Here is a 23,363-nt window from a genome sequence, read left to right as displayed (position 1 = left end):
GGGAATGGGGAATGGGGAATTGCTTGAGGCCGGGCTTCGACGATTCTCGATTCCCGATTCTCGATTCCCGGCTACTCGATGACTTTCGGCACCACGAACAATCCGTCTTGCACCGCCGGCGCATGGGCCTGGTAATCGGACCTGAGATCGGGTTCAGTCACGGCGTCGGGGCGCAGGCGCTGCACCATCGCCAGCGGGTGTGCCATGGGCGTCACGCCCGCGGTGTCGGCGGTGGACAGCTGGTCCACCATCTCCAGGATGCTGGAGATCTGCCTGGCGTAGTGATCGACCTCGTCGGCTCGCAGTTCGAGCCGGGCGAGATGGGCCACCTGACGGATTTGATCCGCGGAAAGACTCATCGTGCAGTTACCGAATTCGTTTAAGATGTGCGCCGCACAATAGTACCCGCTCGCGGGACTGCTGTGCCTATCCATACCTACACGCCGGCTTCCGCCCCGCGCTCCGCCGCCCTCATCCCCGCGAGACCATCCCCCGATGATCGACGCAGTTCGCCGCCTGTTCGTCAACGATCTTTCCATTGACCTGGGCACCGCCAACACCCTGGTCTACGTGCGCGACGAAGGCATCGTGCTGAACGAACCCTCGGTTGTGGCTATACGCAGCGACGCGCGCGGCAGCAAGAAAGTCGAGGCGGTCGGCATCGAAGCCAAAAAAATGCTCGGCCGCACGCCGACCAACATCTCCACCATCCGCCCGCTGCGCGACGGCGTCATCGCCGACTACACGGTGACCGAAAAGATGCTGCAGCACTTCATCCGCAAGGTGCAGAAGGGCCGCATGATGCGCCCGATCACCCGCGTGGTGGTGTGCGTGCCCTACGGCTCTACCCAGGTGGAGCGCCGCGCGATCCGCGAATCGGTGGAAAACGCCGGCGCACGCAAGGTCTGGGTCATCGAAGAACCCATCGCCGCTGCGATGGGCGCCGGCATCCCGATCTCGGATGCGCGCGGTTCGATGGTGGTGGACATCGGCGGCGGCACCAGCGAGGTCGCGGTGATCTCGCTCAACGGCATCGTCTATGCCGAGTCGGTTCGCATCGGCGGCGACAAGTTCGACGAAGCCATCGTTTCCTACGTGCGTCGCCAATACAACATGCTGATCGGCGAAGCCACCGCCGAGCGCATCAAACAGGAGATCGGCACCGCGTTTCCGGGCCACGAGGTGCAGGAGATCGACGTGGTCGGTCGCCATTTGGCCGCTGGCGTGCCGCGCAACTTCACGATGAACTCCAACGAGATTCTCGACGCGCTACAGGAACCGCTCGCAGGCATCGTCAAGGCGGTGAAGCAGGCGCTGGAGCGCACGCCGCCGGAGCTGGGCTCGGACGTGGCCGAGCGCGGCATCGTGCTCACCGGCGGCGGCGCGCTGCTGCGCGACCTCGACAAGCTGATCTCGGAAGAAACCGGCCTGCCGGTGATCATCGCCGACGATCCGCTCACCTGCGTGGCCCGTGGCGGCGGCATGGTGCTGGACATGCTGGATCGGCAGGGCGATTTCTACTCGATGGAGTGATGCGTCTAAATATCTGCAGTTAGCAATAACTACAGATCATTTATCACTGTTCGCGGCCGCGCTCCAGGTTCCAACCCTACTTGCGATGTGTCCGGCAAGCGCCTGAGCCGTCGCTGGAAAGCACTGCAGCCGCCATTGCGAAGCAGCCGCTGGCGGACTAACCTGCCCGCGCGTTTTTCAACCGCTGTTCTCGCCGTTCTTCCCGGCCTCATCCAGACCAGGCGCGAGCTTTGAATACCCTCAGCGCGAGCCCTCATCGACCCCTGTTTCCGCGTGGACCGGGTCTGGGCGTGCGGACCTTGCTGCTGCTGCTGGTCTGCACCAGCCTGATCGCCTCCGAGCTGCGTGGAGAGCCGGTTTCCGAGCCGCGGGAATGGCTGGCAGTCGCGCTCAGTCCGCTGGTATGGGTGGCTGACATCCCGACGCGGCTGGGTCAGTTGACCGATCATCTGCGCTCGCGCCGACAACTGATCGAGGAGAACAAGCAACTCGAACGACGCCAATTGCAGATCGAGTCGCAGCTGCACCGCTATGCCGCCCTGGACGCGGAGAACCGGCGTCTGCGCGGGCTGCTGGAAGCCTCGGCCCGCCTGCAGGACCGCGTGGTGGCCGCCGACATCATCGCGTCCAATCAGGACCCGTACCGGCAGCAGATCACCCTGGACAAGGGCGAGCGCCACGGCGTCTATCGCGGCCAGGCGCTGGTCGACGCCAGTGGTGTCCTGGGCCAGATTGTCCAGGTCTATCCCTCGACCTCGGTGGGGCTGCTGCTGACCGATCCCGATCACGGCATCCCGGTGGAAATCAACCGCAACGGCCTACAGGCGACTGCGCTGGGCCAGGGCAGCGGTCAGCGTCTGCGCCTGCCCTTCCTGCCGGCCAATGCCGAGATCCAGAAAGGCGACCTCGTGGTGTCCTCCTCGCTGGGCGGGCGCTTCCCGGCCGGCTACCCGGTGGCGCGAGTGGAATCGGTGCATCACACGCCAGGCGGACATTTCAAGGAAGCCATCGCCTTGCCGGCCGCCAGAATCGGCCACGGTCGCCAGGCCTTGCTGGTGTGGAGCGAGCGGCCCGTGCTGGACGCATTGCAGGCCGGCGAGGCCGCCGCCGCGGAAGCCAATCTGGCACCGCCGCCGGTCGTGGCACCGGCCCCACCCGGGCAGCCGGCCGCTGCGGCGCCCGCACCGGGGCCATGACACGCAGCCCCCACGCACGTTTCTGGGCCAGCCTGACGATCGCGTTTCTCCTGCAACTGGTCGCCCTGCCGGAAGCCATCGCGGCGGCCCGTCCGCTATGGATCCCTCTGGTGCTGGGTTACTGGGCGTTGGAAGAGCCACGCGTACCGACCCTGCTGGCGGCGTTTCTGAGCGGGCTGATGCTGGACGTGCTCTACAACACCGTGCTGGGCCAGCACGCCGCCGGCCTGTTGCTGCTGGTTTACTCGGTGATTCGCCTGCGCAGCGTTTTCGTCCTTTTCCCGCTGTGGCAATCGACCGTGGCGCTGGCACCGGCCTGGGCCGGGTATTGTCTGTTGATGATGCTGATCGACAACCTCGCATTGCATCGCGCGGACCCGCTCCTGCGCTGGCTGCCGGCAGTGTCGAGCACTCTGTTCTGGCCGCTGGTCCACACCGTGCTGGATGGCCATTCGCGCCGCAGCCGGTCGGATTAGCGTGACGATTCCCCATGAGTAGGCCGTATGTGGACCGCCTGAAGAACCTGCCGCGCGAGCGACAGATGTTCGCCTCGCGCATCGCATTCGGCGGTCTGGTGTGCATGGTGCTGACCGGCGTGCTGCTGTTTCGCCTGATCAATCTGCAGGTCCTGGACCGCGAGTACTACGTCACGCGCTCCAACGAAAACCGCATGCGCCTGACCGCGGTGCCGCCGGTGCGCGGACTGATGACCGACCGCAATGGCGTCCTGCTGGCTCAGAACACGCCGGCCTTCGTGCTGGAAATCGTGCCCGAACAGGTCAAGGACATGCCGGGGCTGCTGGTCAAACTGCGCGAGCTGCTGGGGCTGAACCAGGGCGAGATCGCGCGCTTCCTGGACCGCGTGGCCAAGACCCCGCGCTATCGCGGCGTGCCGCTACGCAGCAACCTGACCGCAGAGGAAGTGGCGCGCTTTCAGCTCAACCGCTACGAATTCGAAGGTGCCGACGTCAATGCGACCCTGACCCGCAGCTATCCGCTGGGGGCGGCGGCGGCACATGTGATCGGCTATGTCGGCGGCATCAACGAAAAGGAGTTCGAGGATATCGACAGCGCACAGAAGGGCGCGCTGTATCAAGGCCTGGCGCAGATCGGCAAGATCGGCGTGGAAAAATCGCACGAGGACGACCTGCGCGGCACCCCGGGCGCCAAGATCGTGGAAGCCAATGCCTACGGCCGGCCGCTGCGGGAGCTGGAGTATCGCCAGGGTGCGCCCGGGCAGAATCTGGTCCTGACCCTCGATGCCAAGGTGCAGACCGTGGCCGAGGCCGCGCTGGGCGAGCTGGACGGCGCGGTGGTGGCGATCGATCCGCGCAACGGCGACGTCATCGCGCTGGTGTCCAAACCCGGCTTCGATCCGCAGCCGTTCGTGGCCGGCATCGACCGCGCCTCCTACAAGGCCCTGTTGGACGACCGCAAGCGCCCGCTCTACAACCGCGCGTTGCAGGGTGCCTATCCGCCGGGCTCCACCATCAAGCCGTTCATGGTGCTGGCGGGGCTGGAGCACGACGTCGTCGATGCCGCGCACGCCGAGTACTGCAGCGGTGCGATGAAACTGCCCGGCTCGAGCCGCCGCTACCGCTGCTGGAAACGCGAGGGTCACGGCTGGATGAACATGGCCTCCGGCATCATCCAGTCCTGCGACATCTACTTCTACCAGCTCGCGCAGTCGCTGGGCGTAGACCGCATCCACGGCTTTCTCAACGTGTTCGGGCTGGGGCATCCCACCGACATCGATCTGCCGCTGGAAAAGACCGGGTTGCTGCCTTCGCGCGAATGGAAACTGCGGACCCGCCGCGAGCCCTGGTATCCGGGCGAGACGCTCAATATCGGGATCGGCCAGGGCTACATGACCACCACGCCGATGCAACTGGCGCACATCACTGCGCGCATGGCCATGCGCGGTAAGGGGTTTCGTCCGCACATCGTGCTCGCCAAACAGGATGCCCTGACCGGCGCGCGGGTCGCGGAGGCGCCGCAGCCGCTTGCGCCCATCGTCAATCGGCATCAGGAGGACTGGGAAACGGTGATCGCAGCCATGGTGGAAGTCACCGCATCGCAACGCGGCACCGGCAATCGCGCGTTCAAGGACGCCCCTTATCGCGTGGCCGGCAAGACCGGCACCGCCCAGGTCGCCGGCCTGTCGCAGGACGACCTGCGCGCACGCAAGCTCGAAGACACCCCGTTTCACCTGCGCGACCACGCGCTGTTCATCGCATTCGCCCCCGCCGAGGACCCGCGCATCGCGGTGGCAGTGATCGCCGAACATGCCGGCGGCGGCGGCGCCATGGCCGCGCCCATCGCGCGCCAGGTGATGGACCAGGCCTTGCTGGGCCAAGTGCTGTACACGCCGCCACCACCACCCGGCACGCCACCCGTCGGCACGCCGCCGCCACCGCCGGCACCGCGACCGCCGGTCCCCATCCTGCAGTGAGCCGCCGATGAGCCCCTTCCCGTCCACGCGCAGCGCAGAGCCCAGTCTGCGGCGCAGCTTTTACGTGCTGCATCTGGACCCGATTCTGCTGGTGCTGTTGCTAGGCATCTGCGCGCTGGGCCTGACGGTGCTGTACTCGGCCTCGGGGCACTCCGTTCCTACCGTGGTCAATCAGGCCGAACGCCTGGTGATCGGGCTGGTGGTGATGGGTCTGGCGGCGCAGGCTCCGCCCGAGATCTACCGCGCAGGCGCGCCCTGGTTCTACGGCTTCGCCGCCTTCCTGTGCGTGCTGACCCTGCTGCTGGGCGATCATGCCAAGGGCGCGCAGCGATGGCTGGATCTGGGCGTGCTGCGCTTCCAGCCGTCGGAACTGATGAAGCTGGCCATGCCGATCATGGTGGCCGGCTTCCTGCACCTGTTCCCGCTGCCGCCGCGCCCGCATGTGGTCGGCACGACGCTGCTGATCATCGGCGGTCCGGTCCTGCTGGTGATGATTCAACCGGATCTGGGCACCTCGCTGCTGATCCTGGCTTCCGGCGGTTTTGCGCTATACCTGGGCGGGCTGTCGTGGAAATACATCGTGGGCGCCGGAGTGCTGATCGGGGCCGCCGCACCGGTGTTGTGGGCACGCCTGCACGAGTACCAGCAGCAGCGCATCCTGACCCTGCTCGATCCCGAATCCGATCCGCTCGGGGCCGGATATCACATTGCACAGTCCAAGATCGCCATCGGCTCGGGCGGCCCCTTCGGCAAGGGCTGGCTGGAAGGCACCCAGGCCAAACTGGATTTCCTGCCCGAGTCGCATACCGATTTCATCCTGGCGGTGTTTGCCGAAGAGTTGGGGCTGGCAGGGGTGTGCCTGCTGCTGCTGCTCTACCTGGCGGTGGTGGCGCGCGGCCTGTACATCGCCGCGCGGGCACAGGACAGTTTTCAGCGCTTGCTGGCCGGCGCGCTGTCGATGACCTTCTTCGTCTACGTGTTCATCAACATGGGGATGGTGATGGGTCTGCTGCCGGTGGTGGGGGTGCCGCTGCCGTTAATGAGTTACGGCGGCACCTCCATGGTCAGTCTGCTTGCGGGCTTCGGCATCCTGATGTCCATCCACACCCACCGCAAGTTGCTGGAATCCTGAGCCAAAAAAAGCATTCGCCACGGATTTCACGGATCGACAGTCAGGGACTTGCGGCCGATCAGGTCGCCGAATCGGTGTCGCGGCGCTCCCAGACCGGTGGATGCCTTGATCCACGTTAATCCGTGTCATTCGTGGTCGCCTGTCGTTTTCCGATTGAGACCGAGCCCGGGTTGGCGATCCCGGCGCCAACGGTTATGGTTCCCGGATCATTCCCCAGTTGCGTCCGCCACGAATGCATCGTGCCTGCCTGTGGCTCGTTCTCCTATGGACGAGCGTCCCCTGTTTTGCCGACTACAGCACGCATGTAAAAGTGCCTGCGCTGCTGAACCAACTCGCCGCCGAGGAACGCTTCACCGACAAGGAGCTGGAAGGCGTCAAGGCCGCGCTGCGCGAGGCCGAGAAGCTGCCGCAGCTGGTGCAGGCCGAGCAGACCGCCGCCGAGCGCACCGAAACCTGGACGACTTACGCGGCCAAGCGGGTCGATGCGCCGCGCATCGCCCGCGGCGCCGAATTCATTGCGCAGTATCGCGAGATGCTGATGCGGGCCGAGTCCGAATACGGCGTGCCGCCCTCGGTGATCGCCGGCGTGCTGGGACTGGAGACCAACTTCGGCAGCTTCACCGGCACCACGCGGGTGCTGGATGCCCTGGCCACCCAGGGGATGGATCACCCGACCCGGTCGAAGTTCTTTTTCAGCGAGCTGGTGGCTTTTTTTGCGTTCTGTCGCGACTTCGGAATGGACCCCACCGAGCCCAAGGGCTCCTACGCCGGTGCCATGGGCTGGGCGCAGTTCATGCCCAGTAACTACCGCCGCCTGGCGGTGGATTTCGACGGCGACGGCAAGCGGGATTTGTGGCAACCCGCCGACGCCATCGGCAGCGTTGCCCGCTACCTGGTCGACTACGATCCCGCCCGTCGCTGGCATCGCGGCGAGCCGCTTATGGTTCCGGCGAAGTTGCTGCAGCCGCTGGCGGCGGACGTCGCGGTCAACACCAGCCGCAGCACGCATCGGGCCGGCAGTCTGGCCGCACTGGGGCTGGAAAGCGCGGTGGATCTGCCGCCTGAAACCCGCGTCGGCATCGTGCGGCTGCAGCTCGACCAGGGCGAGGAGTACTGGCTCGGCCTGCACAATTTCTACTCGGTGATGAGCTACAACCCGCGCGTGTACTACGCCATGACGGTCAGCCTGCTGGCCAGGGAGATGGCCCGGCTGGACGCCGAACGAGGCGCCGCTGGCGAATGAAGCATCCGTTCCTGCACGGCCTCGTCGCCGTCGCCGCGCTGGGCCTGGCCGCCTGCACCACGCCGGTCCAGAAACCGACCAACCCCCGGCAGGTCCGCATCCCGCCGCCGCAGGCGAGTGTGATCAAACCCGAGCGCAGCCCGGAGGAGGAAGAAGAAGAAGAACGTTTCAACACGCCGGCGCCGCGGTCGGAAAAGGACGGTCCGCCCGACCCGCGGGAGATTCCGCTCGACCTGGCGGCGCTGCCGGACCCGGTGCCGGTGCACGAACCGCTCAGCCCCGGCGGCAATCCCAAAAGCTACGAGGTCTTCGGCAAGCGCTACAACGTGCTGAATTCGGCCACGGGCTTTCGCGAAACCGGTCTGGCGTCGTGGTACGGCAAGAAATTCCATGGGCGCAGAACGTCCAACGGCGAGCGCTACGACATGTTCAAGCTCACCGCCGCGCACAAGCATCTGCCGCTGCCGACGTACGTGCGCGTGACCAACCTGGGCAACGGCAAGTCGGTGGTGGTGCGCGTCAACGACCGCGGCCCGTTCCACGGCTCGCGCATCATCGATCTGTCGTTCGCCGCTGCGACGCGTCTGGACACCGTCGGCAAGATCGCCACGGTCGAGGTCGAGGCCATCACACCGGGCCAGGAGCTGCCGCCGCCGCCGCGATTGCGCGGCCACGAAACCGCCATCGCCCGCGCCACGCCGGCTCGCACCACGGGTCGCCTGTTGCAGATCGGCGCCTTCACCGATCCGGTCAATGCCGTGGCCATGCGCGAAGAGATCGAACAGTTGGGGATCGACCGGGTGGTGGTGCGCGTCGGCCTGCTCGACAATGGCGACACTATCCATCGCGTGATGCTTGGCCCCTTCGACGAACGCCAGCGCATGGACGAGGCACGTATCCGCCTGCGCACCGCCGGTTACGATCCGATCAACATCGCGCAGTGACCACGAGCCCGTCCTGGCTCCAACGAGGTCGCAACACCATTGAACCATCGGCATCCAATTTTTCAGGGTTCAAGGAGCTGCACGCGATCGAAAACCGACCTTTGCCGCCGCCAAGGTCCGCAACGAACCACCACGGGTACACCGCGCCTTGTTGCACTGCGATAATCGCGCGTCGCCCGCTCACTCACCAGTCCGTACAAACGATGAAGCCTTTCCTTCCGCTGGTCCTGCTGCTCTCCATGCTGCTGTGCGGCCAGGCCCATGCCGCGCAGATTCCCGATGCTCCGGCCGTCGAGGCACGCTCTTACGTCGTCATGGACTTTGCCAGCGGCGAAGTGCTGGCCTCGCGCGAACCCGATCTTCGGGTGGAGCCGGCCAGCATCACCAAGGTCATGCTGGCCTACGTGGTCTACGACGAGGTCGCCAAGGGCCGCCTCAAGTGGGACGACACCGCGCTGATCAGCGAGAAAGCCTGGCGCCAGGGGAAGGATTCCAGTGAGTCGCGCATGTTTCTGGACCTGGGCTCCAAGGTAAAGCTGGAGGATTTGATTCGCGGCATCGTCATCCAGTCCGGCAACGACGCCAGTGTGGCCATGGCTGAGCATGTCGCCGGCAGCGAAGAGGCCTTTGCGGAACTGATGAACCAGTACGCCAAGCGCCTGGGCATGAAAAACACCCACTTCACCAATGCGCCGGGCATGCCCCATGCCGATCACTACACCACTGCCTACGACATCGCGTTGCTCGGTCGAGCCCTGATCCGCGATTTTCCCGACGACTACAAACGCTATTCCGAGCGCGACTTCACCTACAACGGCATCAAGCAGGGCAATCGCAACATCCTGCTGGACATGGACCCCGGTGCCGATGGCATCAAGACCGGCCACACCAGCTCCGCCGGTTACTGCCTGCTGTCGTCGATCCAGCGCGACGAGCGCCGTTTGATCACCGCGATCATGGGCACCAAGAGCATGAAGTACCGCGCCCAGGCCAGCCTGGAACTCATGAACTGGGGCTTCCGCTTCTTCGACACCGTCACCCTGTTCGGCCCGCAGAGTCCGCTGGCCAGTGTGCGGGTTTGGAAAGGCACCGAAGCGCAGCTCGCCATCGGCGCGCAGCCGCTCAGCCTGCTGCTGCCACGCGGCGCCACCGAACGGTTGAAGTTCGAAACCAAGGTCAACGAGCCGGTGCTGGCGCCGGTGGCGCTCAACCAGACGATCGGCACGGTCAGCATCAGCCTGGACGGCAAGCCGCTGCGACAACTACCCCTGCTGGCACTGAAGGACATCCCCGCCGGCAGCCTGGTACAGCGCCTGTCGGACCAGGTCCGCATGTGGCTGGCCAACTGATCTGCCGTCAACTGGGACTGCGCGACTACGCCGAAACGGCCGATGCCATGCGCGCCTTCACCGAGGCGCGGACGGCGGACACCACCGATGAACTGTGGCTGCTGCAGCATCCGCCGGTGTTCACCCAGGGCCAGGCCGGCAAGCCCGAGCACGTCCTGAGTCCCGGCGACATCCCCGTGGTCGCGTCCTCTCGCGGTGGTCAGGTGACCTACCACGGTCCGGGTCAGCTGGTGGCCTATCCGCTGCTGGATCTGCGCCGCCGCGGCTTGGGATTGCGCGACTTGGTGAGCCTGCTGGAAACCAGCCTGATCGATCTGCTGCAGGTCTACGGCATATCGGCGTTTGCGCGCGCCGAAGCCCCCGGCGTGTACGTCCGGCGCAACTTCGGCCGCGGCGACGAGACGCGCAAGATCGCCTCCATCGGCCTGCGCATCAGCCGCGGATGCAGCTATCACGGGATCGCGCTCAATGTCGCCATGGACCTGGAACCGTTCGAGCGCATCAATCCCTGCGGCTATGCCGGCCTGCGCATGACCCAGCTCGGCGATCTGGGCGGATCGGTCGACGTCGAGACGGCGGGACAGGCGCTCCACGCGCAACTGGATCGACGCCTTAGCGCGTGAACGTGTCAAGCCGCTCCGGCACCGGCACCGGCAGGGGCGGCACTCGGTGTCTGGCCTCGGGCACGTCCTGCAGCGCCGGATCCGGCGGCTGACAGGCACGATCCACCGATCGAGCGGGATTTTCGGGGTCCGGGCGCAGCGGGCGCTCATGGTCGTCGAAGCATCCTGGCGGATAGACATAAACCGCCTCGCCCTCGGCTTGCGCGTCGGCTTGCGCGATCGACAAGCAGGCGCACAACAGAACCCAGAGCAGCGGACACCACCGCGGAACCGTCACCGGCGCGCCACCGCGTGGACCTGTTGTCGCAGTGTGGACAGACCGGTGAGGTTCAGCCCGGCCATGCCACGGTGCCATTCTTGGCGGCCAGCCATTTGAACGTAGAATAAGACGATGCATTCCATTGCCCCTATCGAAACGCGCGTCTGCGCGGGCTCGCCATGACTGCGTCCGACGACAGCGTACTGGTCCGCGTTCGCGACGTGCACTTTGGTTACGGCGCGCGGGTGATCTACAACGGCGTGAACATCGACATCGCGCGCGGCAAGCTCACCGCGGTGATGGGGCCCTCCGGCACCGGCAAGACCACTTTGCTGCGGCTGATCGGCGGGCAGTGGAAGCCCGGCGCCGGCACGGTCGAGTTCGACGGCGTCAACGTCCACAAGCTGCGCCGGGGGCCGCTGTACGAACTGCGCAAGCGCATGGGAATGCTGTTTCAGAACGGCGCGCTGCTGACCGATCTCAACGTGTTCGAGAACGTCGCTTTTCCGCTGCGCGAACAGACCCGGCTGCCGGAATCCATGATCCGCGACCTGGTACTGATGAAATTGCAGGCGGTGGGTCTGCGCGGCGCGCGCGACCTGTATCCGCAGCAGCTTTCCGGCGGCATGGCGCGACGGGTGGCGCTGGCACGCGCCATCGCGCTGGATCCGGACCTGGTGATGTACGACGAACCCTTCGCCGGCCAGGACCCCATCTCCATGGGCGTGCTGATGCGCCTGATCCGCACCCTCAACGATGCGTTGGGGCTGACTTCCATCCTGGTGTCGCACGATCTGCAGGAAGTGCTGTCGATTGCCGACTATGGCTATCTGATCGCCGACGGCAAGGTGCAGGCACAGGGCACGCCGGAACAGATTCGCACTTCCGATCATCCCTGGGTGCAGCAGTTCCTGCAGGGCGAGCCGGACGGCCCGGTCGCATTTCACTACAAGGCGCCGAGCTATGCAGCAGATCTGCTCGGCAGCGGAGCGGACGCGCCATGAGCGGTGCATGGAGCATCGTCCATTCGTTCCTGTCCGGCCTCGGCCGCGCGCAGTTTTTCCTGCTCCAGATCGTCGCCGGCCTGCCGGCGCTGGTACTGCGTCCGCGGCTGGTGGTGCAGCAGCTCTACTACGTCGGTCAGCTGTCGATGATCATCATCGTGCTGTCCGGTTCGTTCGTGGGCATGGTGCTGGCGCTGCAGGGTTATCGCACCTTGATCCGCTTCGGCGCGGAAGAATCCCTGGGCGTATTCGTGGCGCTCGTGATCATCCGCGAGCTCGGCCCGGTGGTCACCGCCCTGCTGTTCGCCGGCCGTGCCGGTTCCGCGCTGGCAGCCGAGCTGGGCCTGATGCGCGCCACCGATCAGCTCTCCGCGATGGAAATGATGGCGGTGGACCCGGTGCGCCGGGTGGTGGCGCCCCGCTTCATCGCCGGCGTCATTGCCATGCCGCTGCTGGCCTCGATCTTCGCCGTGATGGCCATCGGCATCGCCGGTGGCCACGCCATCGGCGTGGAATTGCTGGGCGTGGACGCGGGCAGCTACTGGTCGCAGATCCGCAGCAGCGTGGGCATGGAAGATATCGTCGACGGCCTGGTCAAATCGCTGGTATTCGGCATCGTCGTGAGCTGGATCGCGGTGTACCAGGGCTTTCACGCCGATCCGACGTCCGAAGGCGTGGCGCGTGCCACCACCTCCACGGTCGTGCTGTCCTCGCTGTCGATCCTGGCGCTCGACTTCGTTCTCACCGCCTTCATGTTCAAGTGAAGTTCAGTCACCCCATCTAGGTTCCGCTCATGCAATCTCGCGCGCTCGAAATGTTGGTTGGCCTGTTTGTCTGCCTGGGCGTGGCGGCGGTATTCGTCATGACTTTCCGCGTCGCCAGTCTGGATACCGTGGGCGGCAGCGGGCAGACCTACAAGGTGGTGGCGTCGTTCGACAACATCGGCGGCCTCAAACCCGGCTCGGCGGTGACCATGGCCGGCGTCAAGATCGGCCGCGTACGCGACATCGCGATCAACGCGGACACCTTCGAGGCTGACGTCATGCTGGAGCTGTCCGACAGCTACGCGAACATCCCGGAAGATTCCAACGCCAAGATTCTCACCGCCGGGTTGCTCGGCGAGCAGTACATCGGCATCGAGGCCGGCGGCGCCGACGAATCGCTGCAGGACGGCAGCAAGCTCAAACTGACGCAGAGCGCGCTGGTGCTGGAGAACCTCATCGGTCAATTCCTGTCTTCTCAGGGCAATGACGACGGCAACGCGCAACTCGCGTCCGCCATTGGCAAGCTCGCCGACTCGCTCGGCACAAGTCATTCTTCCGCGGCCCCGGCCGCCAACGGAGACACTCCGTGAACTATCGCAAACTGCTGTCCCGCTTCATCGTTGCCCCTGTTCTCGCGCTCGGCCTGGGTGCCGCAGCGCAGGCCGCGCCGACGCAACCCGCCGACCAGGTCATCAAGACGGCAACCGAAGATTTTCAGGCCCTGATCCAGCAGAACCACGAGCAGTATCGCAAGGACCTGGAATCGTTCTACAAGGTGGTTGACGACAAGGTCGTGCCGCACTTCGATTCGCGCGCCATCGCGCAGCTGGTGCTGGGCCGTAACTGGCGCGGCGCCAGCGCCGAGCAGCGCGATCGTTTCGAAGCGGCGTTCAAGGATTCGCTGATCCGCACTTATGCACGCGCCATGCTGGACTACCACGACAGCATCAAGGCCGAGTGGGCACCGCTACGTGCCGCCGAAGGCGCTGACGATGTCACCGTGAATGCCAAGATCCTGCGTGAGAACGCACCCCCCATCGCGCTGGCGTTTTCGGTCCACGCCAAGGAAGACCAATGGAAAATTTACGACATCTCTGTCGAAGGGTTGTCGCTGATCACCAACTTCCGCAGCCAGATCAACGTCGAGGTCAAGGCTAAGGGTCTGGACGCGGTGATCAAAAAGCTGGAAGACGACACCTACTTCGAAAAGCCTGCCAGCTCGGGCACCGGCTGATGGCCCACGACCTTACCTTTGCGCACATGCGCCAGTGGCTGCCGCAGGCCGACGCCCTGGCCCAGCGCGAAACGTTCGACCTGGCGGACATCGATCGCCTCGATAGCGCCGGCGCCGCCTTCCTGCTGGAACTGACACGACGCGCCTCCCGTCACGGGCGCACCCTGAGGCTGATCAACGCACCCCCGCAGGTGCGTGGCCTGCTAGAGTCCCTGCAATTGGACGGTGTGCTCAAGCTGGAAGCCTGACCCGGGCTTCCGCGGGGTCGCCAAGATCGCCAACGAACGAATAACGGGGAGAGTCCGTGTCCACCGCGCTTGCCCGCCTGCTCGCCTGCTCCGCTGTCGCCTGCCTCGTCGGCTGCGCTCACCTGCCGCCGGACGAACCGTCCGATCCGCTGGAGCCGGTCAACCGCGGGATCTACAAGTTCAATCGCGGTGCAGACCGCTACGTGCTGCGGCCGGTGGCCAAGGGCTATCGCGACTACGTACCGGTGGAAATCCGCGGCGGTGTTTCCAATTTTCTCGACAATCTGTTTTATCCCACGGTCATCGTCAACGACCTGCTGCAGGGCAAGTTCGCGCAGGGTGGCAAGGACCTGGGGCGTTTCGTGCTCAACACCACGGTCGGGATCGTAGGCATCATGGATGTCGCCACCCCATTGGGTCTGCCCGCCAATAATGAAGATCTGGGCCAGACCTTCGGCCGCTGGGGCGCCGGCGAAGGCTGGTACCTGATGCTGCCCTTGCTGGGCCCGAGCAATTCGCGCGATCTGGTGGGAAGGGTCGGCGATGCCTTCACGTCGCCCACCGCCTACGTCGAAACCGAAGAAGCCATTGCGATCGGCGTGGTTGGCGCGGTGGATGCGCGCACGCAATTGCTGGACGCCGACAAGATCCTGGACGAGCAGTTCGATCCCTACATCTTCATCCGCACCGCCTATCTGCAGCGCCGCCAGAGCCTGGTGTTCGATGGCAATCCGCCGAAACACGAGTACGACTTCGGCGAAGACGAAGACGAAGACGAAGACGAAGACGAGTAACCCGGATCACCTGATAGGTGCCTAAAGCCAGGCTGATGCCCTGCTCGGCCTGCCAAGGCAGCTATTGCAGTAAGCCGTGAATTCCCAGCTGCGGCAATGGCGCCAGCGCGGATGCTGTCGATTTTGGATGCTTTTATGTCGTCATCCGTGCGCCGTTCCTTTTTCTCCCCCGATTTCTCGGAACCCAAAGACCCGGTCGCTCGATTCGCCGCGCGGTTGCGGTGAGCCGTGGCTTCTTCACATCGCCCACCCGGCTTCGCTGCGCGAAACCGGGCTACAAACACCGTTTGCTTACACCACCACGATGTCCAACTGCTCAACGAACACCCGCGCGTCATTGCCCATCACGCTGTAGATGTTGTAATCGCGAACGCCGTCGTCGAACGTGCCGCTGTTGCTGAATTCCGGCGAAAGATCCACCACATCGCCGCTTTCGCCGAAGATGAAAATGTCGTTGGTGGTATCCGACAGCGCCAGCACATCGCGCAGTGCCAGCGTGATCTGGTTGTTCCCGGTATCGGTTTCCAGATCGATCTGCTCGATGTTGGTGATCAGCAGATCGTTGAGCTGCGTGAAGTTGATGCTATCGCCACCCGTCACCCGCAAGGTGTCGAGCCCGTTGCCGCCATCCACCCTGAGCGTGTCGTCCTCGTCGTAGATCAGCACATCATCGCCCGCAGCGCCGATCAGCACGTCGTTGCCGCCCGCGCCGTTGAGGGTGTCGTTGTCCTGACCACCAATCAGCGTGTTGGCACTGGCGTTGCCCGTCAGACTGTCGTTGCCGGCACCGCCGTTGAGCCCGGTGTCGGCACTCCCCGCGACCAGGGTGTCATTGCCGCCGGTGCCCGAGCTGGCAGGCTTTTCGAAGTAGGTGTCGTCTTCCAGCTTTTTGATCACCGCGTCCAGACCCTTAGCCTTGACCTCGACGTTGATCTGGCTGCGGAAGTTGGTGATCAGCGACAACCCTTCGACAGAGATGTCGTAAATTTTCCATTGGTCTTCCTTGGCGTGGACCGAAAACGCCAGCGCGATGGGGGGTGCGTTCTCACGCAGGATCTTGGCATTCACGGTGACATCGTCAGCGCCTTCGGCGGCACGTAGCGGTGCCCACTCGGCCTTGATGCTGTCGTGGTAGTCCAGCATGGCGCGTGCATAAGTGCGGATCAGCGAATCCTTGAACGCCGCTTCGAAACGATCGCGCTGCTCGGCGCTGGCGCCGCGCCAGTTACGGCCCAGCACCAGCTGCGCGATGGCGCGCGAATCGAAGTGCGGCACGACCTTGTCGTCAACCACCTTGTAGAACGATTCCAGGTCCTTGCGATACTGCTCGTGGTTCTGCTGGATCAGGGCCTGAAAATCTTCGGTTGCCGTCTTGATGACCTGGTCGGCGGGTTGCGTCGGCGCGGCCTGCGCTGCGGCACCCAGGCCGAGCGCGAGAACAGGGGCAACGATGAAGCGGGACAGCAGTTTGCGATAGTTCACGGAGTGTCTCCGTTGGCGGCCGGGGCCGCGGAAGAATGACTTGTGCCGAGCGAGTCGGCGAGCTTGCCAATGGCGGACGCGAGTTGCGCGTTGCCGTCGTCATTGCCCTGAGAAGACAGGAATTGACCGATGAGGTTCTCCAGCACCAGCGCGCTCTGCGTCAGTTTGAGCTTGCTGCCGTCCTGCAGCGATTCGTCGGCGCCGCCGGCCTCGATGCCGATGTACTGCTCGCCGAGCAACCCGGCGGTGAGAATCTTGGCGTTGGAATCTTCCGGGATGTTCGCGTAGCTGTCGGACAGCTCCAGCATGACGTCAGCCTCGAAGGTGTCCGCGTTGATCGCGATGTCGCGTACGCGGCCGATCTTGACGCCGGCCATGGTCACCGCCGAGCCGGGTTTGAGGCCGCCGATGTTGTCGAACGACGCCACCACCTTGTAGGTCTGCCCGCTGCCGCCCACGGTATCCAGACTGGCGACGCGGAAAGTCATGACGAATACCGCCGCCACGCCCAGGCAGACAAACAGGCCAACCAACATTTCGAGCGCGCGAGATTGCATGAGCGGAACCTAGATGGGGTGACTGAACTTCACTTGAACATGAAGGCGGTGAGAACGAAGTCGAGCGCCAGGATCGACAGCGAGGACAGCACGACCGTGGAGGTGGTGGCACGCGCCACGCCTTCGGACGTCGGATCGGCGTGAAAGCCCTGGTACACCGCGATCCAGCTCACGACGATGCCGAATACCAGCGATTTGACCAGGCCGTCGACGATATCTTCCATGCCCACGCTGCTGCGGATCTGCGACCAGTAGCTGCCCGCGTCCACGCCCAGCAATTCCACGCCGATGGCGTGGCCACCGGCGATGCCGATGGCCATCACGGCGAAGATCGAGGCCAGCAGCGGCATGGCAATGACGCCGGCGATGAAGCGGGGCGCCACCACCCGGCGCACCGGGTCCACCGCCATCATTTCCATCGCGGAGAGCTGATCGGTGGCGCGCATCAGGCCCAGCTCGGCTGCCAGCGCGGAACCGGCACGGCCGGCGAACAGCAGGGCGGTGACCACCGGGCCGAGCTCGCGGATGATCACGAGCGCCACGAATACGCCCAGGGATTCTTCCGCGCCGAAGCGGATCAAGGTGCGATAACCCTGCAGCGCCAGCACCATGCCCACGAACGAACCGGACAGCACGATGATGATCATCGACAGCTGACCGACGTAGTAGAGCTGCTGCACCACCAGCCGCGGACGCAGTACCAGCGCCGGCAGGCCGGCGACGATCTGGAGCAGGAAAAACTGCGCGCGGCCGAGGCCGGACAGGAACGAATGGACGATGCTCCATGCACCGCTCATGGCGCGTCCGCTCCGCTGCCGAGCAGATCTGCTGCATAGCTCGGCGCCTTGTAGTGAAATGCGACCGGGCCGTCCGGCTCGCCCTGCAGGAACTGCTGCACCCAGGGATGATCGGAAGTGCGAATCTGTTCCGGCGTGCCCTGTGCCTGCACCTTGCCGTCGGCGATCAGATAGCCATAGTCGGCAATCGACAGCACTTCCTGCAGATCGTGCGACACCAGGATGGAAGTCAGCCCCAACGCATCGTTGAGGGTGCGGATCAGGCGCATCAGCACGCCCATGGAGATGGGGTCCTGGCCGGCGAAGGGTTCGTCGTACATCACCAGGTCCGGATCCAGCGCGATGGCGCGTGCCAGCGCCACCCGTCGCGCCATGCCGCCGGAAAGCTGCTGCGGATACAGGTCGCGCGCGCCGCGCAGACCCACCGCCTGCAATTTCATCAGTACCAGGTCGCGGATCATGGATTCCGGCAGCCGGGTCTGTTCGCGCAGCGGAAAAGCGACGTTCTCGAACACGTTGAGATCGGTCAGCAGCGCGCCGTTCTGAAACAGCATTCCCATGCGCTTGCGCAGTTCGTACAGCGGCCCCCGGCGCAGCTTGTGGACGTTGACGCCGTCGAACTCGACCGTGCCGGCGCCGGGCTTCCACTGCCCGCCGATCAGCCGCAGCAAAGTGGTCTTGCCGGTGCCGGAGGGCCCCATCACCGCGGTGAGCTTGCCGCGCGCGATGTCGATGTTCACGCCGTTGTAGATCACCCGCGCGCCGTAACCAAAGTGCACGTCGCGAACGCGGACCAGTACGCTGTCGTCGGACGCAGTCATGGCGAGCCCGCGCAGACGCGCGTTTCGATAGGGGCAATGGAATGCATCGTCTTATTCTACGTTCAAATGGCTGGCCGCCAAGAATGGCACCGTGGCATGGCCGGGCTGAACCTCACCGGTCTGTCCACACTGCGACAACAGGTCCACGCGGTGGCGCGCCGGTGACGGTTCCGCGGTGGTGTCCGCTGCTCTGGGTTCTGTTGTGCGCCTGCTTGTCGATCGCGCAAGCCGACGCGCAAGCCGAGGGCGAGGCGGTTTATGTCTATCCGCCAGGATGCTTCGACGACCATGAGCGCCCGCTGCGCCCGGACCCCGAAAATCCCGCTCGATCGGTGGATCGTGCCTGTCAGCCGCCGGATCCGGCGCTGCAGGACGTGCCCGAGGCCAGACACCGAGTGCCGCCCCTGCCGGTGCCGGTGCCGGAGCGGCTTGACACGTTCACGCGCTAAGGCGTCGATCCAGTTGCGCGTGGAGCGCCTGTCCCGCCGTCTCGACGTCGACCGATCCGCCCAGATCGCCGAGCTGGGTCATGCGCAGGCCGGCATAGCCGCAGGGATTGATGCGCTCGAACGGTTCCAGGTCCATGGCGACATTGAGCGCGATCCCGTGATAGCTGCATCCGCGGCTGATGCGCAGGCCGATGGAGGCGATCTTGCGCGTCTCGTCGCCGCGGCCGAAGTTGCGCCGGACGTACACGCCGGGGGCTTCGGCGCGCGCAAACGCCGATATGCCGTAGACCTGCAGCAGATCGATCAGGCTGGTTTCCAGCAGGCTCACCAAGTCGCGCAATCCCAAGCCGCGGCGGCGCAGATCCAGCAGCGGATAGGCCACCAGCTGACCCGGACCGTGGTAGGTCACCTGACCACCGCGAGAGGACGCGACCACGGGGATGTCGCCGGGACTCAGGACGTGCTCGGGCTTGCCGGCCTGGCCCTGGGTGAACACCGGCGGATGCTGCAGCAGCCACAGTTCATCGGTGGTGTCCGCCGTCCGCGCCTCGGTGAAGGCGCGCATGGCATCGGCCGTTTCGGCGTAGTCGCGCAGTCCCAGTTGACGGCAGATCAGTTGGCCAGCCACATGCGGACCTGGTCCGACAGGCGCTGTACCAGGCTGCCGGCGGGGATGTCCTTCAGTGCCAGCAGGGGTAGTTGTCGCAGCGGCTTGCCGTCCAGGCTGATGCTGACCGTGCCGATCGTCTGGTTGAGCGCCACCGGCGCCAGCACCGGCTCGTTGACCTTGGTTTCGAACTTCAACCGTTCGGTGGCGCCGCGTGGCAGCAGCAGGCTGAGCGGCTGCGCGCCGATGGCGAGCTGCGCTTCGGTGCCTTTCCAAACCCGCACACTGGCCAGCGGACTCTGCGGGCCGAACAGGGTGACGGTGTCGAAGAAGCGGAAGCCCCAGTTCATGAGTTCCAGGCTGGCCTGGGCGCGGTACTTCATGCTCTTGGTGCCCATGATCGCGGTGATCAAACGGCGCTCGTCGCGCTGGATCGACGACAGCAGGCAGTAACCGGCGGAGCTGGTGTGGCCGGTCTTGATGCCATCGGCACCGGGGTCCATGTCCAGCAGGATGTTGCGATTGCCCTGCTTGATGCCGTTGTAGGTGAAGTCGCGCTCGGAATAGCGTTTGTAGTCGTCGGGAAAATCGCGGATCAGGGCTCGACCGAGCAACGCGATGTCGTAGGCAGTGGTGTAGTGATCGGCATGGGGCATGCCCGGCGCATTGGTGAAGTGGGTGTTTTTCATGCCCAGGCGCTTGGCGTACTGGTTCATCAGTTCCGCAAAGGCCTCTTCGCTGCCGGCGACATGCTCAGCCATGGCCACACTGGCGTCGTTGCCGGACTGGATGACGATGCCGCGAATCAAATCCTCCAGCTTTACCTTGGAGCCCAGGTCCAGAAACATGCGCGACTCACTGGAATCCTTCCCCTGGCGCCAGGCTTTCTCGCTGATCAGCGCGGTGTCGTCCCACTTGAGGCGGCCCTTGGCGACCTCGTCGTAGACCACGTAGGCCAGCATGACCTTGGTGATGCTGGCCGGCTCCACCCGAAGATCGGGTTCGCGCGAGGCCAGCACTTCGCCGCTGGCAAAGTCCATGACGACGTAAGAGCGTGCCTCGACGGCCGGAGCATCGGGAATCTGCGCGGCATGGGCCTGGCCGCACAGCAGCATGGAGAGCAGCAGGACCAGCGGAAGGAAAGGCTTCATCGTTTGTACGGACTGGTGAGTGAGCGGGCGACGCGCGATTATCGCAGTGCAACAAGGCGCGGTGTACCCGTGGTGGTTCGTTGCGGACCTTGGCGGCGGCAAAGGTCGGTTTTCGATCGCGTGCAGCTCCTTGAACCCTGAAAAATTGGATGCCGATGGTTCAATGGTGTTGCGACCTCGTTGGAGCCAGGACGGGCTCGTGGTCACTGCGCGATGTTGATCGGATCGTAACCGGCGGTGCGCAGGCGGATACGTGCCTCGTCCATGCGCTGGCGTTCGTCGAAGGGGCCAAGCATCACGCGATGGATAGTGTCGCCATTGTCGAGCAGGCCGACGCGCACCACCACCCGGTCGATCCCCAACTGTTCGATCTCTTCGCGCATGGCCACGGCATTGACCGGATCGGTGAAGGCGCCGATCTGCAACAGGCGACCCGTGGTGCGAGCCGGCGTGGCGCGGGCGATGGCGGTTTCGTGGCCGCGCAATCGCGGCGGCGGCGGCAGCTCCTGGCCCGGTGTGATGGCCTCGACCTCGACCGTGGCGATCTTGCCGACGGTGTCCAGACGCGTCGCAGCGGCGAACGACAGATCGATGATGCGCGAGCCGTGGAACGGGCCGCGGTCGTTGACGCGCACCACCACCGACTTGCCGTTGCCCAGGTTGGTCACGCGCACGTACGTCGGCAGCGGCAGATGCTTGTGCGCGGCGGTGAGCTTGAACATGTCGTAGCGCTCGCCGTTGGACGTTCTGCGCCCATGGAATTTCTTGCCGTACCACGACGCCAGACCGGTTTCGCGAAAGCCCGTGGCCGAATTCAGCACGTTGTAGCGCTTGCCGAAGACCTCGTAGCTTTTGGGATTGCCGCCGGGGCTGAGCGGTTCGTGCACCGGCACCGGGTCCGGCAGCGCCGCCAGGTCGAGCGGAATCTCCCGCGGGTCGGGCGGACCGTCCTTTTCCGACCGCGGCGCCGGCGTGTTGAAACGTTCTTCTTCTTCTTCCTCCTCCGGGCTGCGCTCGGGTTTGATCACACTCGCCTGCGGCGGCGGGATGCGGACCTGCCGGGGGTTGGTCGGTTTCTGGACCGGCGTGGTGCAGGCGGCCAGGCCCAGCGCGGCGACGGCGACGAGGCCGTGCAGGAACGGATGCTTCATTCGCCAGCGGCGCCTCGTTCGGCGTCCAGCCGGGCCATCTCCCTGGCCAGCAGGCTGACCGTCATGGCGTAGTACACGCGCGGGTTGTAGCTCATCACCGAGTAGAAATTGTGCAGGCCGAGCCAGTACTCCTCGCCCTGGTCGAGCTGCAGCCGCACGATGCCGACGCGGGTTTCAGGCGGCAGATCCACCGCGCTTTCCAGCCCCAGTGCGGCCAGACTGCCGGCCCGATGCGTGCTGCGGCTGGTGTTGACCGCGACGTCCGCCGCCAGCGGCTGCAGCAACTTCGCCGGAACCATAAGCGGCTCGCCGCGATGCCAGCGACGGGCGGGATCGTAGTCGACCAGGTAGCGGGCAACGCTGCCGATGGCGTCGGCGGGTTGCCACAAATCCCGCTTGCCGTCGCCGTCGAAATCCACCGCCAGGCGGCGGTAGTTACTGGGCATGAACTGCGCCCAGCCCATGGCACCGGCGTAGGAGCCCTTGGGCTCGGTGGGGTCCATTCCGAAGTCGCGACAGAACGCAAAAAAAGCCACCAGCTCGCTGAAAAAGAACTTCGACCGGGTCGGGTGATCCATCCCCTGGGTGGCCAGGGCATCCAGCACCCGCGTGGTGCCGGTGAAGCTGCCGAAGTTGGTCTCCAGTCCCAGCACGCCGGCGATCACCGAGGGCGGCACGCCGTATTCGGACTCGGCCCGCATCAGCATCTCGCGATACTGCGCAATGAATTCGGCGCCGCGGGCGATGCGCGGCGCATCGACCCGCTTGGCCGCGTAAGTCGTCCAGGTTTCGGTGCGCTCGGCGGCGGTCTGCTCGGCCTGCACCAGCTGCGGCAGCTTCTCGGCCTCGCGCAGCGCGGCCTTGACGCCTTCCAGCTCCTTGTCGGTGAAGCGTTCCTCGGCGGCGAGTTGGTTCAGCAGCGCAGGCACTTTTACATGCGTGCTGTAGTCGGCAAAACAGGGGACGCTCGTCCATAGGAGAACGAGCCACAGGCAGGCACGATGCATTCGTGGCGGACGCAACTGGGGAATGATCCGGGAACCATAACCGTTGGCGCCGGGATCGCCAACCCGGGCTCGGTCTCAATCGGAAAACGACAGGCGACCACGAATGACACGGATTAACGTGGATCAAGGCATCCACCGGTCTGGGAGCGCCGCGACACCGATTCGGCGACCTGATCGGCCGCAAGTCCCTGACTGTCGATCCGTGAAATCCGTGGCGAATGCTTTTTTTGGCTCAGGATTCCAGCAACTTGCGGTGGGTGTGGATGGACATCAGGATGCCGAAGCCCGCAAGCAGACTGACCATGGAGGTGCCGCCGTAACTCATTAACGGCAGCGGCACCCCCACCACCGGCAGCAGACCCATCACCATCCCCATGTTGATGAACACGTAGACGAAGAAGGTCATCGACAGCGCGCCGGCCAGCAAGCGCTGAAAACTGTCCTGTGCCCGCGCGGCGATGTACAGGCCGCGCGCCACCACCGCCAGGTAGAGCAGCAGCAGCAGGCACACCCCTGCCAGCCCCAACTCTTCGGCAAACACCGCCAGGATGAAATCGGTATGCGAC

27 protein-coding genes are annotated in these 23,363 nt (G+C 65.0%); 16 read left to right on the top strand and 11 right to left on the bottom strand.

Features of this window, described 5'->3' with window-relative positions:
* Positions 1–71: 71 nt before the first annotated feature.
* Positions 72–359 (bottom strand): Asp-tRNA(Asn)/Glu-tRNA(Gln) amidotransferase subunit GatC, encoded by a 288-nt coding sequence (gatC, locus tag ACOOHP_RS00135; protein WP_420464439.1) that lies wholly within the window; start codon positions 357–359, stop codon positions 72–74.
* A gap of 136 nt (positions 360–495) precedes the next feature.
* On the opposite strand from gatC, the gene ACOOHP_RS00130 reads away from it, so the two are divergent.
* The 9 genes from ACOOHP_RS00130 to lipB (ACOOHP_RS00090) all read left to right on the top strand — a co-directional run bounded on the left by ACOOHP_RS00130 (position 496) and on the right by lipB (ACOOHP_RS00090) (position 10,472).
* A complete protein-coding gene (locus ACOOHP_RS00130; RefSeq protein WP_420464438.1) occupies positions 496–1,533 on the top strand; it encodes a rod shape-determining protein in 1,038 nt (345 codons plus the stop codon).
* A 230-nt stretch (positions 1,534–1,763) separates the two neighbouring features.
* Positions 1,764–2,729: a rod shape-determining protein MreC gene (gene mreC, locus ACOOHP_RS00125; protein WP_420464437.1), complete on the top strand. Its 966-nt coding sequence runs from the start codon at positions 1,764–1,766 to the stop codon at positions 2,727–2,729.
* Positions 2,726–3,205 (top strand): rod shape-determining protein MreD, encoded by a 480-nt coding sequence (gene mreD / locus ACOOHP_RS00120; RefSeq protein ID WP_420464436.1) that lies wholly within the window; start codon positions 2,726–2,728, stop codon positions 3,203–3,205. Before mreC ends, mreD begins: the two co-directional genes overlap by 4 nt.
* 14 nt (positions 3,206–3,219) lie before the next feature.
* A complete protein-coding gene (mrdA, locus tag ACOOHP_RS00115) occupies positions 3,220–5,181 on the top strand; it encodes a penicillin-binding protein 2 (RefSeq protein WP_420464435.1) in 1,962 nt (653 codons plus the stop codon).
* Positions 5,182–5,188: 7 nt separating this feature from the next.
* Positions 5,189–6,313: a rod shape-determining protein RodA gene (rodA, locus tag ACOOHP_RS00110; RefSeq protein ID WP_420464434.1), complete on the top strand. Its 1,125-nt coding sequence runs from the start codon at positions 5,189–5,191 to the stop codon at positions 6,311–6,313.
* Between the two features lie 310 nt (positions 6,314–6,623).
* On the top strand, positions 6,624–7,556 hold the full coding sequence (locus ACOOHP_RS00105; protein ID WP_420464422.1) for a lytic murein transglycosylase: 933 nt from the start codon (positions 6,624–6,626) through the stop codon (positions 7,554–7,556).
* A complete protein-coding gene (locus tag ACOOHP_RS00100; RefSeq protein ID WP_420464423.1) occupies positions 7,553–8,500 on the top strand; it encodes a septal ring lytic transglycosylase RlpA family protein in 948 nt (315 codons plus the stop codon). The genes ACOOHP_RS00105 and ACOOHP_RS00100 overlap by 4 nt, the downstream gene beginning before the upstream one ends.
* 203 nt (positions 8,501–8,703) lie before the next feature.
* Complete coding sequence (locus ACOOHP_RS00095; protein ID WP_420464424.1) at positions 8,704–9,849, top strand: D-alanyl-D-alanine carboxypeptidase family protein; 1,146 nt, start codon at positions 8,704–8,706, stop codon at positions 9,847–9,849.
* Positions 9,834–10,472: a lipoyl(octanoyl) transferase LipB gene (gene lipB / locus ACOOHP_RS00090; RefSeq protein WP_420464425.1), complete on the top strand. Its 639-nt coding sequence runs from the start codon at positions 9,834–9,836 to the stop codon at positions 10,470–10,472. The genes ACOOHP_RS00095 and lipB (ACOOHP_RS00090) overlap by 16 nt, the downstream gene beginning before the upstream one ends.
* On the opposite strand, the gene ACOOHP_RS00085 is transcribed toward lipB (ACOOHP_RS00090), so the two are convergent.
* On the bottom strand, positions 10,462–10,698 hold the full coding sequence (locus ACOOHP_RS00085; RefSeq protein ID WP_420464426.1) for a hypothetical protein: 237 nt from the start codon (positions 10,696–10,698) through the stop codon (positions 10,462–10,464). The two genes, lipB (ACOOHP_RS00090) and ACOOHP_RS00085, sit on opposite strands and share 11 nt — an antisense overlap.
* Positions 10,699–10,910: 212 nt before the next feature.
* On the opposite strand from ACOOHP_RS00085, the gene ACOOHP_RS00080 reads away from it, so the two are divergent.
* The 6 genes from ACOOHP_RS00080 to ACOOHP_RS00055 are packed head-to-tail and all read left to right on the top strand — an operon-like array spanning position 10,911 to position 14,775.
* Entirely contained in the window at positions 10,911–11,735 is an 825-nt protein-coding gene (locus tag ACOOHP_RS00080; protein ID WP_420464427.1) for an ABC transporter ATP-binding protein, read from the top strand.
* Positions 11,732–12,499: a lipid asymmetry maintenance ABC transporter permease subunit MlaE gene (mlaE, locus tag ACOOHP_RS00075; protein WP_420464428.1), complete on the top strand. Its 768-nt coding sequence runs from the start codon at positions 11,732–11,734 to the stop codon at positions 12,497–12,499. The genes ACOOHP_RS00080 and mlaE (ACOOHP_RS00075) overlap by 4 nt, the downstream gene beginning before the upstream one ends.
* 29 nt (positions 12,500–12,528) lie before the next feature.
* Positions 12,529–13,089 (top strand): outer membrane lipid asymmetry maintenance protein MlaD, encoded by a 561-nt coding sequence (gene mlaD / locus ACOOHP_RS00070; RefSeq protein ID WP_420464429.1) that lies wholly within the window; start codon positions 12,529–12,531, stop codon positions 13,087–13,089.
* Positions 13,086–13,733, top strand: a complete 648-nt coding sequence (locus ACOOHP_RS00065; RefSeq protein WP_420464433.1) for an MlaC/ttg2D family ABC transporter substrate-binding protein — start codon at positions 13,086–13,088, stop codon at positions 13,731–13,733. The genes mlaD (ACOOHP_RS00070) and ACOOHP_RS00065 overlap by 4 nt, the downstream gene beginning before the upstream one ends.
* Positions 13,733–13,981 (top strand): STAS domain-containing protein, encoded by a 249-nt coding sequence (locus ACOOHP_RS00060; protein WP_420464432.1) that lies wholly within the window; start codon positions 13,733–13,735, stop codon positions 13,979–13,981. The genes ACOOHP_RS00065 and ACOOHP_RS00060 overlap by 1 nt, the downstream gene beginning before the upstream one ends.
* Before the next feature lie 56 nt (positions 13,982–14,037).
* Positions 14,038–14,775 carry a VacJ family lipoprotein gene (locus tag ACOOHP_RS00055; protein ID WP_420464431.1) on the top strand — a complete coding sequence of 246 codons (738 nt, stop codon included), beginning with the start codon at positions 14,038–14,040 and terminating at the stop codon, positions 14,773–14,775.
* 291 nt (positions 14,776–15,066) lie between these two features.
* Here the strand turns inward: ACOOHP_RS00055 and ACOOHP_RS00050 are convergent, their stop codons facing one another.
* The 4 genes from ACOOHP_RS00050 to ACOOHP_RS00035 are packed head-to-tail and all read right to left on the bottom strand — an operon-like array spanning position 15,067 to position 18,432.
* Positions 15,067–16,257, bottom strand: coding sequence for an ABC transporter substrate-binding protein (locus ACOOHP_RS00050; protein WP_420464430.1), 1,191 nt, complete (start codon positions 16,255–16,257; stop codon positions 15,067–15,069).
* Positions 16,254–16,814, bottom strand: a complete 561-nt coding sequence (mlaD, locus tag ACOOHP_RS00045) for an outer membrane lipid asymmetry maintenance protein MlaD (RefSeq protein WP_420464429.1) — start codon at positions 16,812–16,814, stop codon at positions 16,254–16,256. Before mlaD (ACOOHP_RS00045) ends, ACOOHP_RS00050 begins: the two co-directional genes overlap by 4 nt.
* 29 nt (positions 16,815–16,843) lie before the next feature.
* On the bottom strand, positions 16,844–17,611 hold the full coding sequence (gene mlaE, locus ACOOHP_RS00040) for a lipid asymmetry maintenance ABC transporter permease subunit MlaE (RefSeq protein WP_420464428.1): 768 nt from the start codon (positions 17,609–17,611) through the stop codon (positions 16,844–16,846).
* Positions 17,608–18,432 (bottom strand): ABC transporter ATP-binding protein, encoded by an 825-nt coding sequence (locus ACOOHP_RS00035; protein ID WP_420464427.1) that lies wholly within the window; start codon positions 18,430–18,432, stop codon positions 17,608–17,610. The genes mlaE (ACOOHP_RS00040) and ACOOHP_RS00035 overlap by 4 nt, the downstream gene beginning before the upstream one ends.
* Before the next feature lie 212 nt (positions 18,433–18,644).
* Here ACOOHP_RS00035 and ACOOHP_RS00030 point away from each other — a divergent pair, with 212 nt between their 5' ends.
* Positions 18,645–18,881 (top strand): hypothetical protein, encoded by a 237-nt coding sequence (locus ACOOHP_RS00030; protein WP_420464426.1) that lies wholly within the window; start codon positions 18,645–18,647, stop codon positions 18,879–18,881.
* Here the strand turns inward: ACOOHP_RS00030 and lipB (ACOOHP_RS00025) are convergent.
* The 5 genes from lipB (ACOOHP_RS00025) to ACOOHP_RS00005 form a co-directional block, all read right to left on the bottom strand.
* Positions 18,871–19,509, bottom strand: coding sequence for a lipoyl(octanoyl) transferase LipB (gene lipB / locus ACOOHP_RS00025; RefSeq protein WP_420464425.1), 639 nt, complete (start codon positions 19,507–19,509; stop codon positions 18,871–18,873). The two genes, ACOOHP_RS00030 and lipB (ACOOHP_RS00025), sit on opposite strands and share 11 nt — an antisense overlap.
* Positions 19,494–20,639, bottom strand: coding sequence for a D-alanyl-D-alanine carboxypeptidase family protein (locus tag ACOOHP_RS00020; RefSeq protein WP_420464424.1), 1,146 nt, complete (start codon positions 20,637–20,639; stop codon positions 19,494–19,496). Before ACOOHP_RS00020 ends, lipB (ACOOHP_RS00025) begins: the two co-directional genes overlap by 16 nt.
* Positions 20,640–20,842: 203 nt before the next feature.
* On the bottom strand, positions 20,843–21,790 hold the full coding sequence (locus ACOOHP_RS00015) for a septal ring lytic transglycosylase RlpA family protein (protein ID WP_420464423.1): 948 nt from the start codon (positions 21,788–21,790) through the stop codon (positions 20,843–20,845).
* Positions 21,787–22,719 carry a lytic murein transglycosylase gene (locus ACOOHP_RS00010; protein ID WP_420464422.1) on the bottom strand — a complete coding sequence of 311 codons (933 nt, stop codon included), beginning with the start codon at positions 22,717–22,719 and terminating at the stop codon, positions 21,787–21,789. The genes ACOOHP_RS00015 and ACOOHP_RS00010 overlap by 4 nt, the downstream gene beginning before the upstream one ends.
* Positions 22,720–23,029: 310 nt before the next feature.
* Positions 23,030–23,363 (bottom strand): FtsW/RodA/SpoVE family cell cycle protein (locus tag ACOOHP_RS00005; protein WP_420464421.1); only part of this gene is annotated, 334 nt, incomplete at its 5' end.

This window comes from Panacagrimonas sp. (assembly GCF_965216805.1).
Lineage (GTDB): Bacteria > Pseudomonadota > Gammaproteobacteria > Nevskiales > Nevskiaceae > Panacagrimonas.
The sequence above is the reverse complement of the archived record's forward strand: the minus strand, read 5'-3'. Positions and strand labels throughout refer to the sequence as shown.

Bases quoted from the DNA above. Each gene is read 5' to 3' on its own strand.
- gatC (WP_420464439.1), bottom strand. From the start codon at position 359: ATGAGTCTTTCCGCGGATCAAATCCGTCAGGTGGCCCATCTCGCCCGG.
- ACOOHP_RS00130 (WP_420464438.1), top strand. From the start codon at position 496: ATGATCGACGCAGTTCGCCGCCTGTTCGTCAACGATCTTTCCATTGAC.
- mreD (WP_420464436.1), top strand. From the start codon at position 2,726: ATGACACGCAGCCCCCACGCACGTTTCTGGGCCAGCCTGACGATCGCG.
- mrdA (WP_420464435.1), top strand. From the start codon at position 3,220: ATGAGTAGGCCGTATGTGGACCGCCTGAAGAACCTGCCGCGCGAGCGA.
- rodA (WP_420464434.1), top strand. From the start codon at position 5,189: ATGAGCCCCTTCCCGTCCACGCGCAGCGCAGAGCCCAGTCTGCGGCGC.
- ACOOHP_RS00100 (WP_420464423.1), top strand. From the start codon at position 7,553: ATGAAGCATCCGTTCCTGCACGGCCTCGTCGCCGTCGCCGCGCTGGGC.
- ACOOHP_RS00095 (WP_420464424.1), top strand. From the start codon at position 8,704: ATGAAGCCTTTCCTTCCGCTGGTCCTGCTGCTCTCCATGCTGCTGTGC.
- ACOOHP_RS00080 (WP_420464427.1), top strand. From the start codon at position 10,911: ATGACTGCGTCCGACGACAGCGTACTGGTCCGCGTTCGCGACGTGCAC.
- mlaE (WP_420464428.1), top strand. From the start codon at position 11,732: ATGAGCGGTGCATGGAGCATCGTCCATTCGTTCCTGTCCGGCCTCGGC.
- mlaD (WP_420464429.1), top strand. From the start codon at position 12,529: ATGCAATCTCGCGCGCTCGAAATGTTGGTTGGCCTGTTTGTCTGCCTG.
- ACOOHP_RS00060 (WP_420464432.1), top strand. From the start codon at position 13,733: ATGGCCCACGACCTTACCTTTGCGCACATGCGCCAGTGGCTGCCGCAG.
- mlaD (WP_420464429.1), bottom strand. From the start codon at position 16,814: ATGCAATCTCGCGCGCTCGAAATGTTGGTTGGCCTGTTTGTCTGCCTG.
- mlaE (WP_420464428.1), bottom strand. From the start codon at position 17,611: ATGAGCGGTGCATGGAGCATCGTCCATTCGTTCCTGTCCGGCCTCGGC.
- ACOOHP_RS00035 (WP_420464427.1), bottom strand. From the start codon at position 18,432: ATGACTGCGTCCGACGACAGCGTACTGGTCCGCGTTCGCGACGTGCAC.
- ACOOHP_RS00020 (WP_420464424.1), bottom strand. From the start codon at position 20,639: ATGAAGCCTTTCCTTCCGCTGGTCCTGCTGCTCTCCATGCTGCTGTGC.
- ACOOHP_RS00015 (WP_420464423.1), bottom strand. From the start codon at position 21,790: ATGAAGCATCCGTTCCTGCACGGCCTCGTCGCCGTCGCCGCGCTGGGC.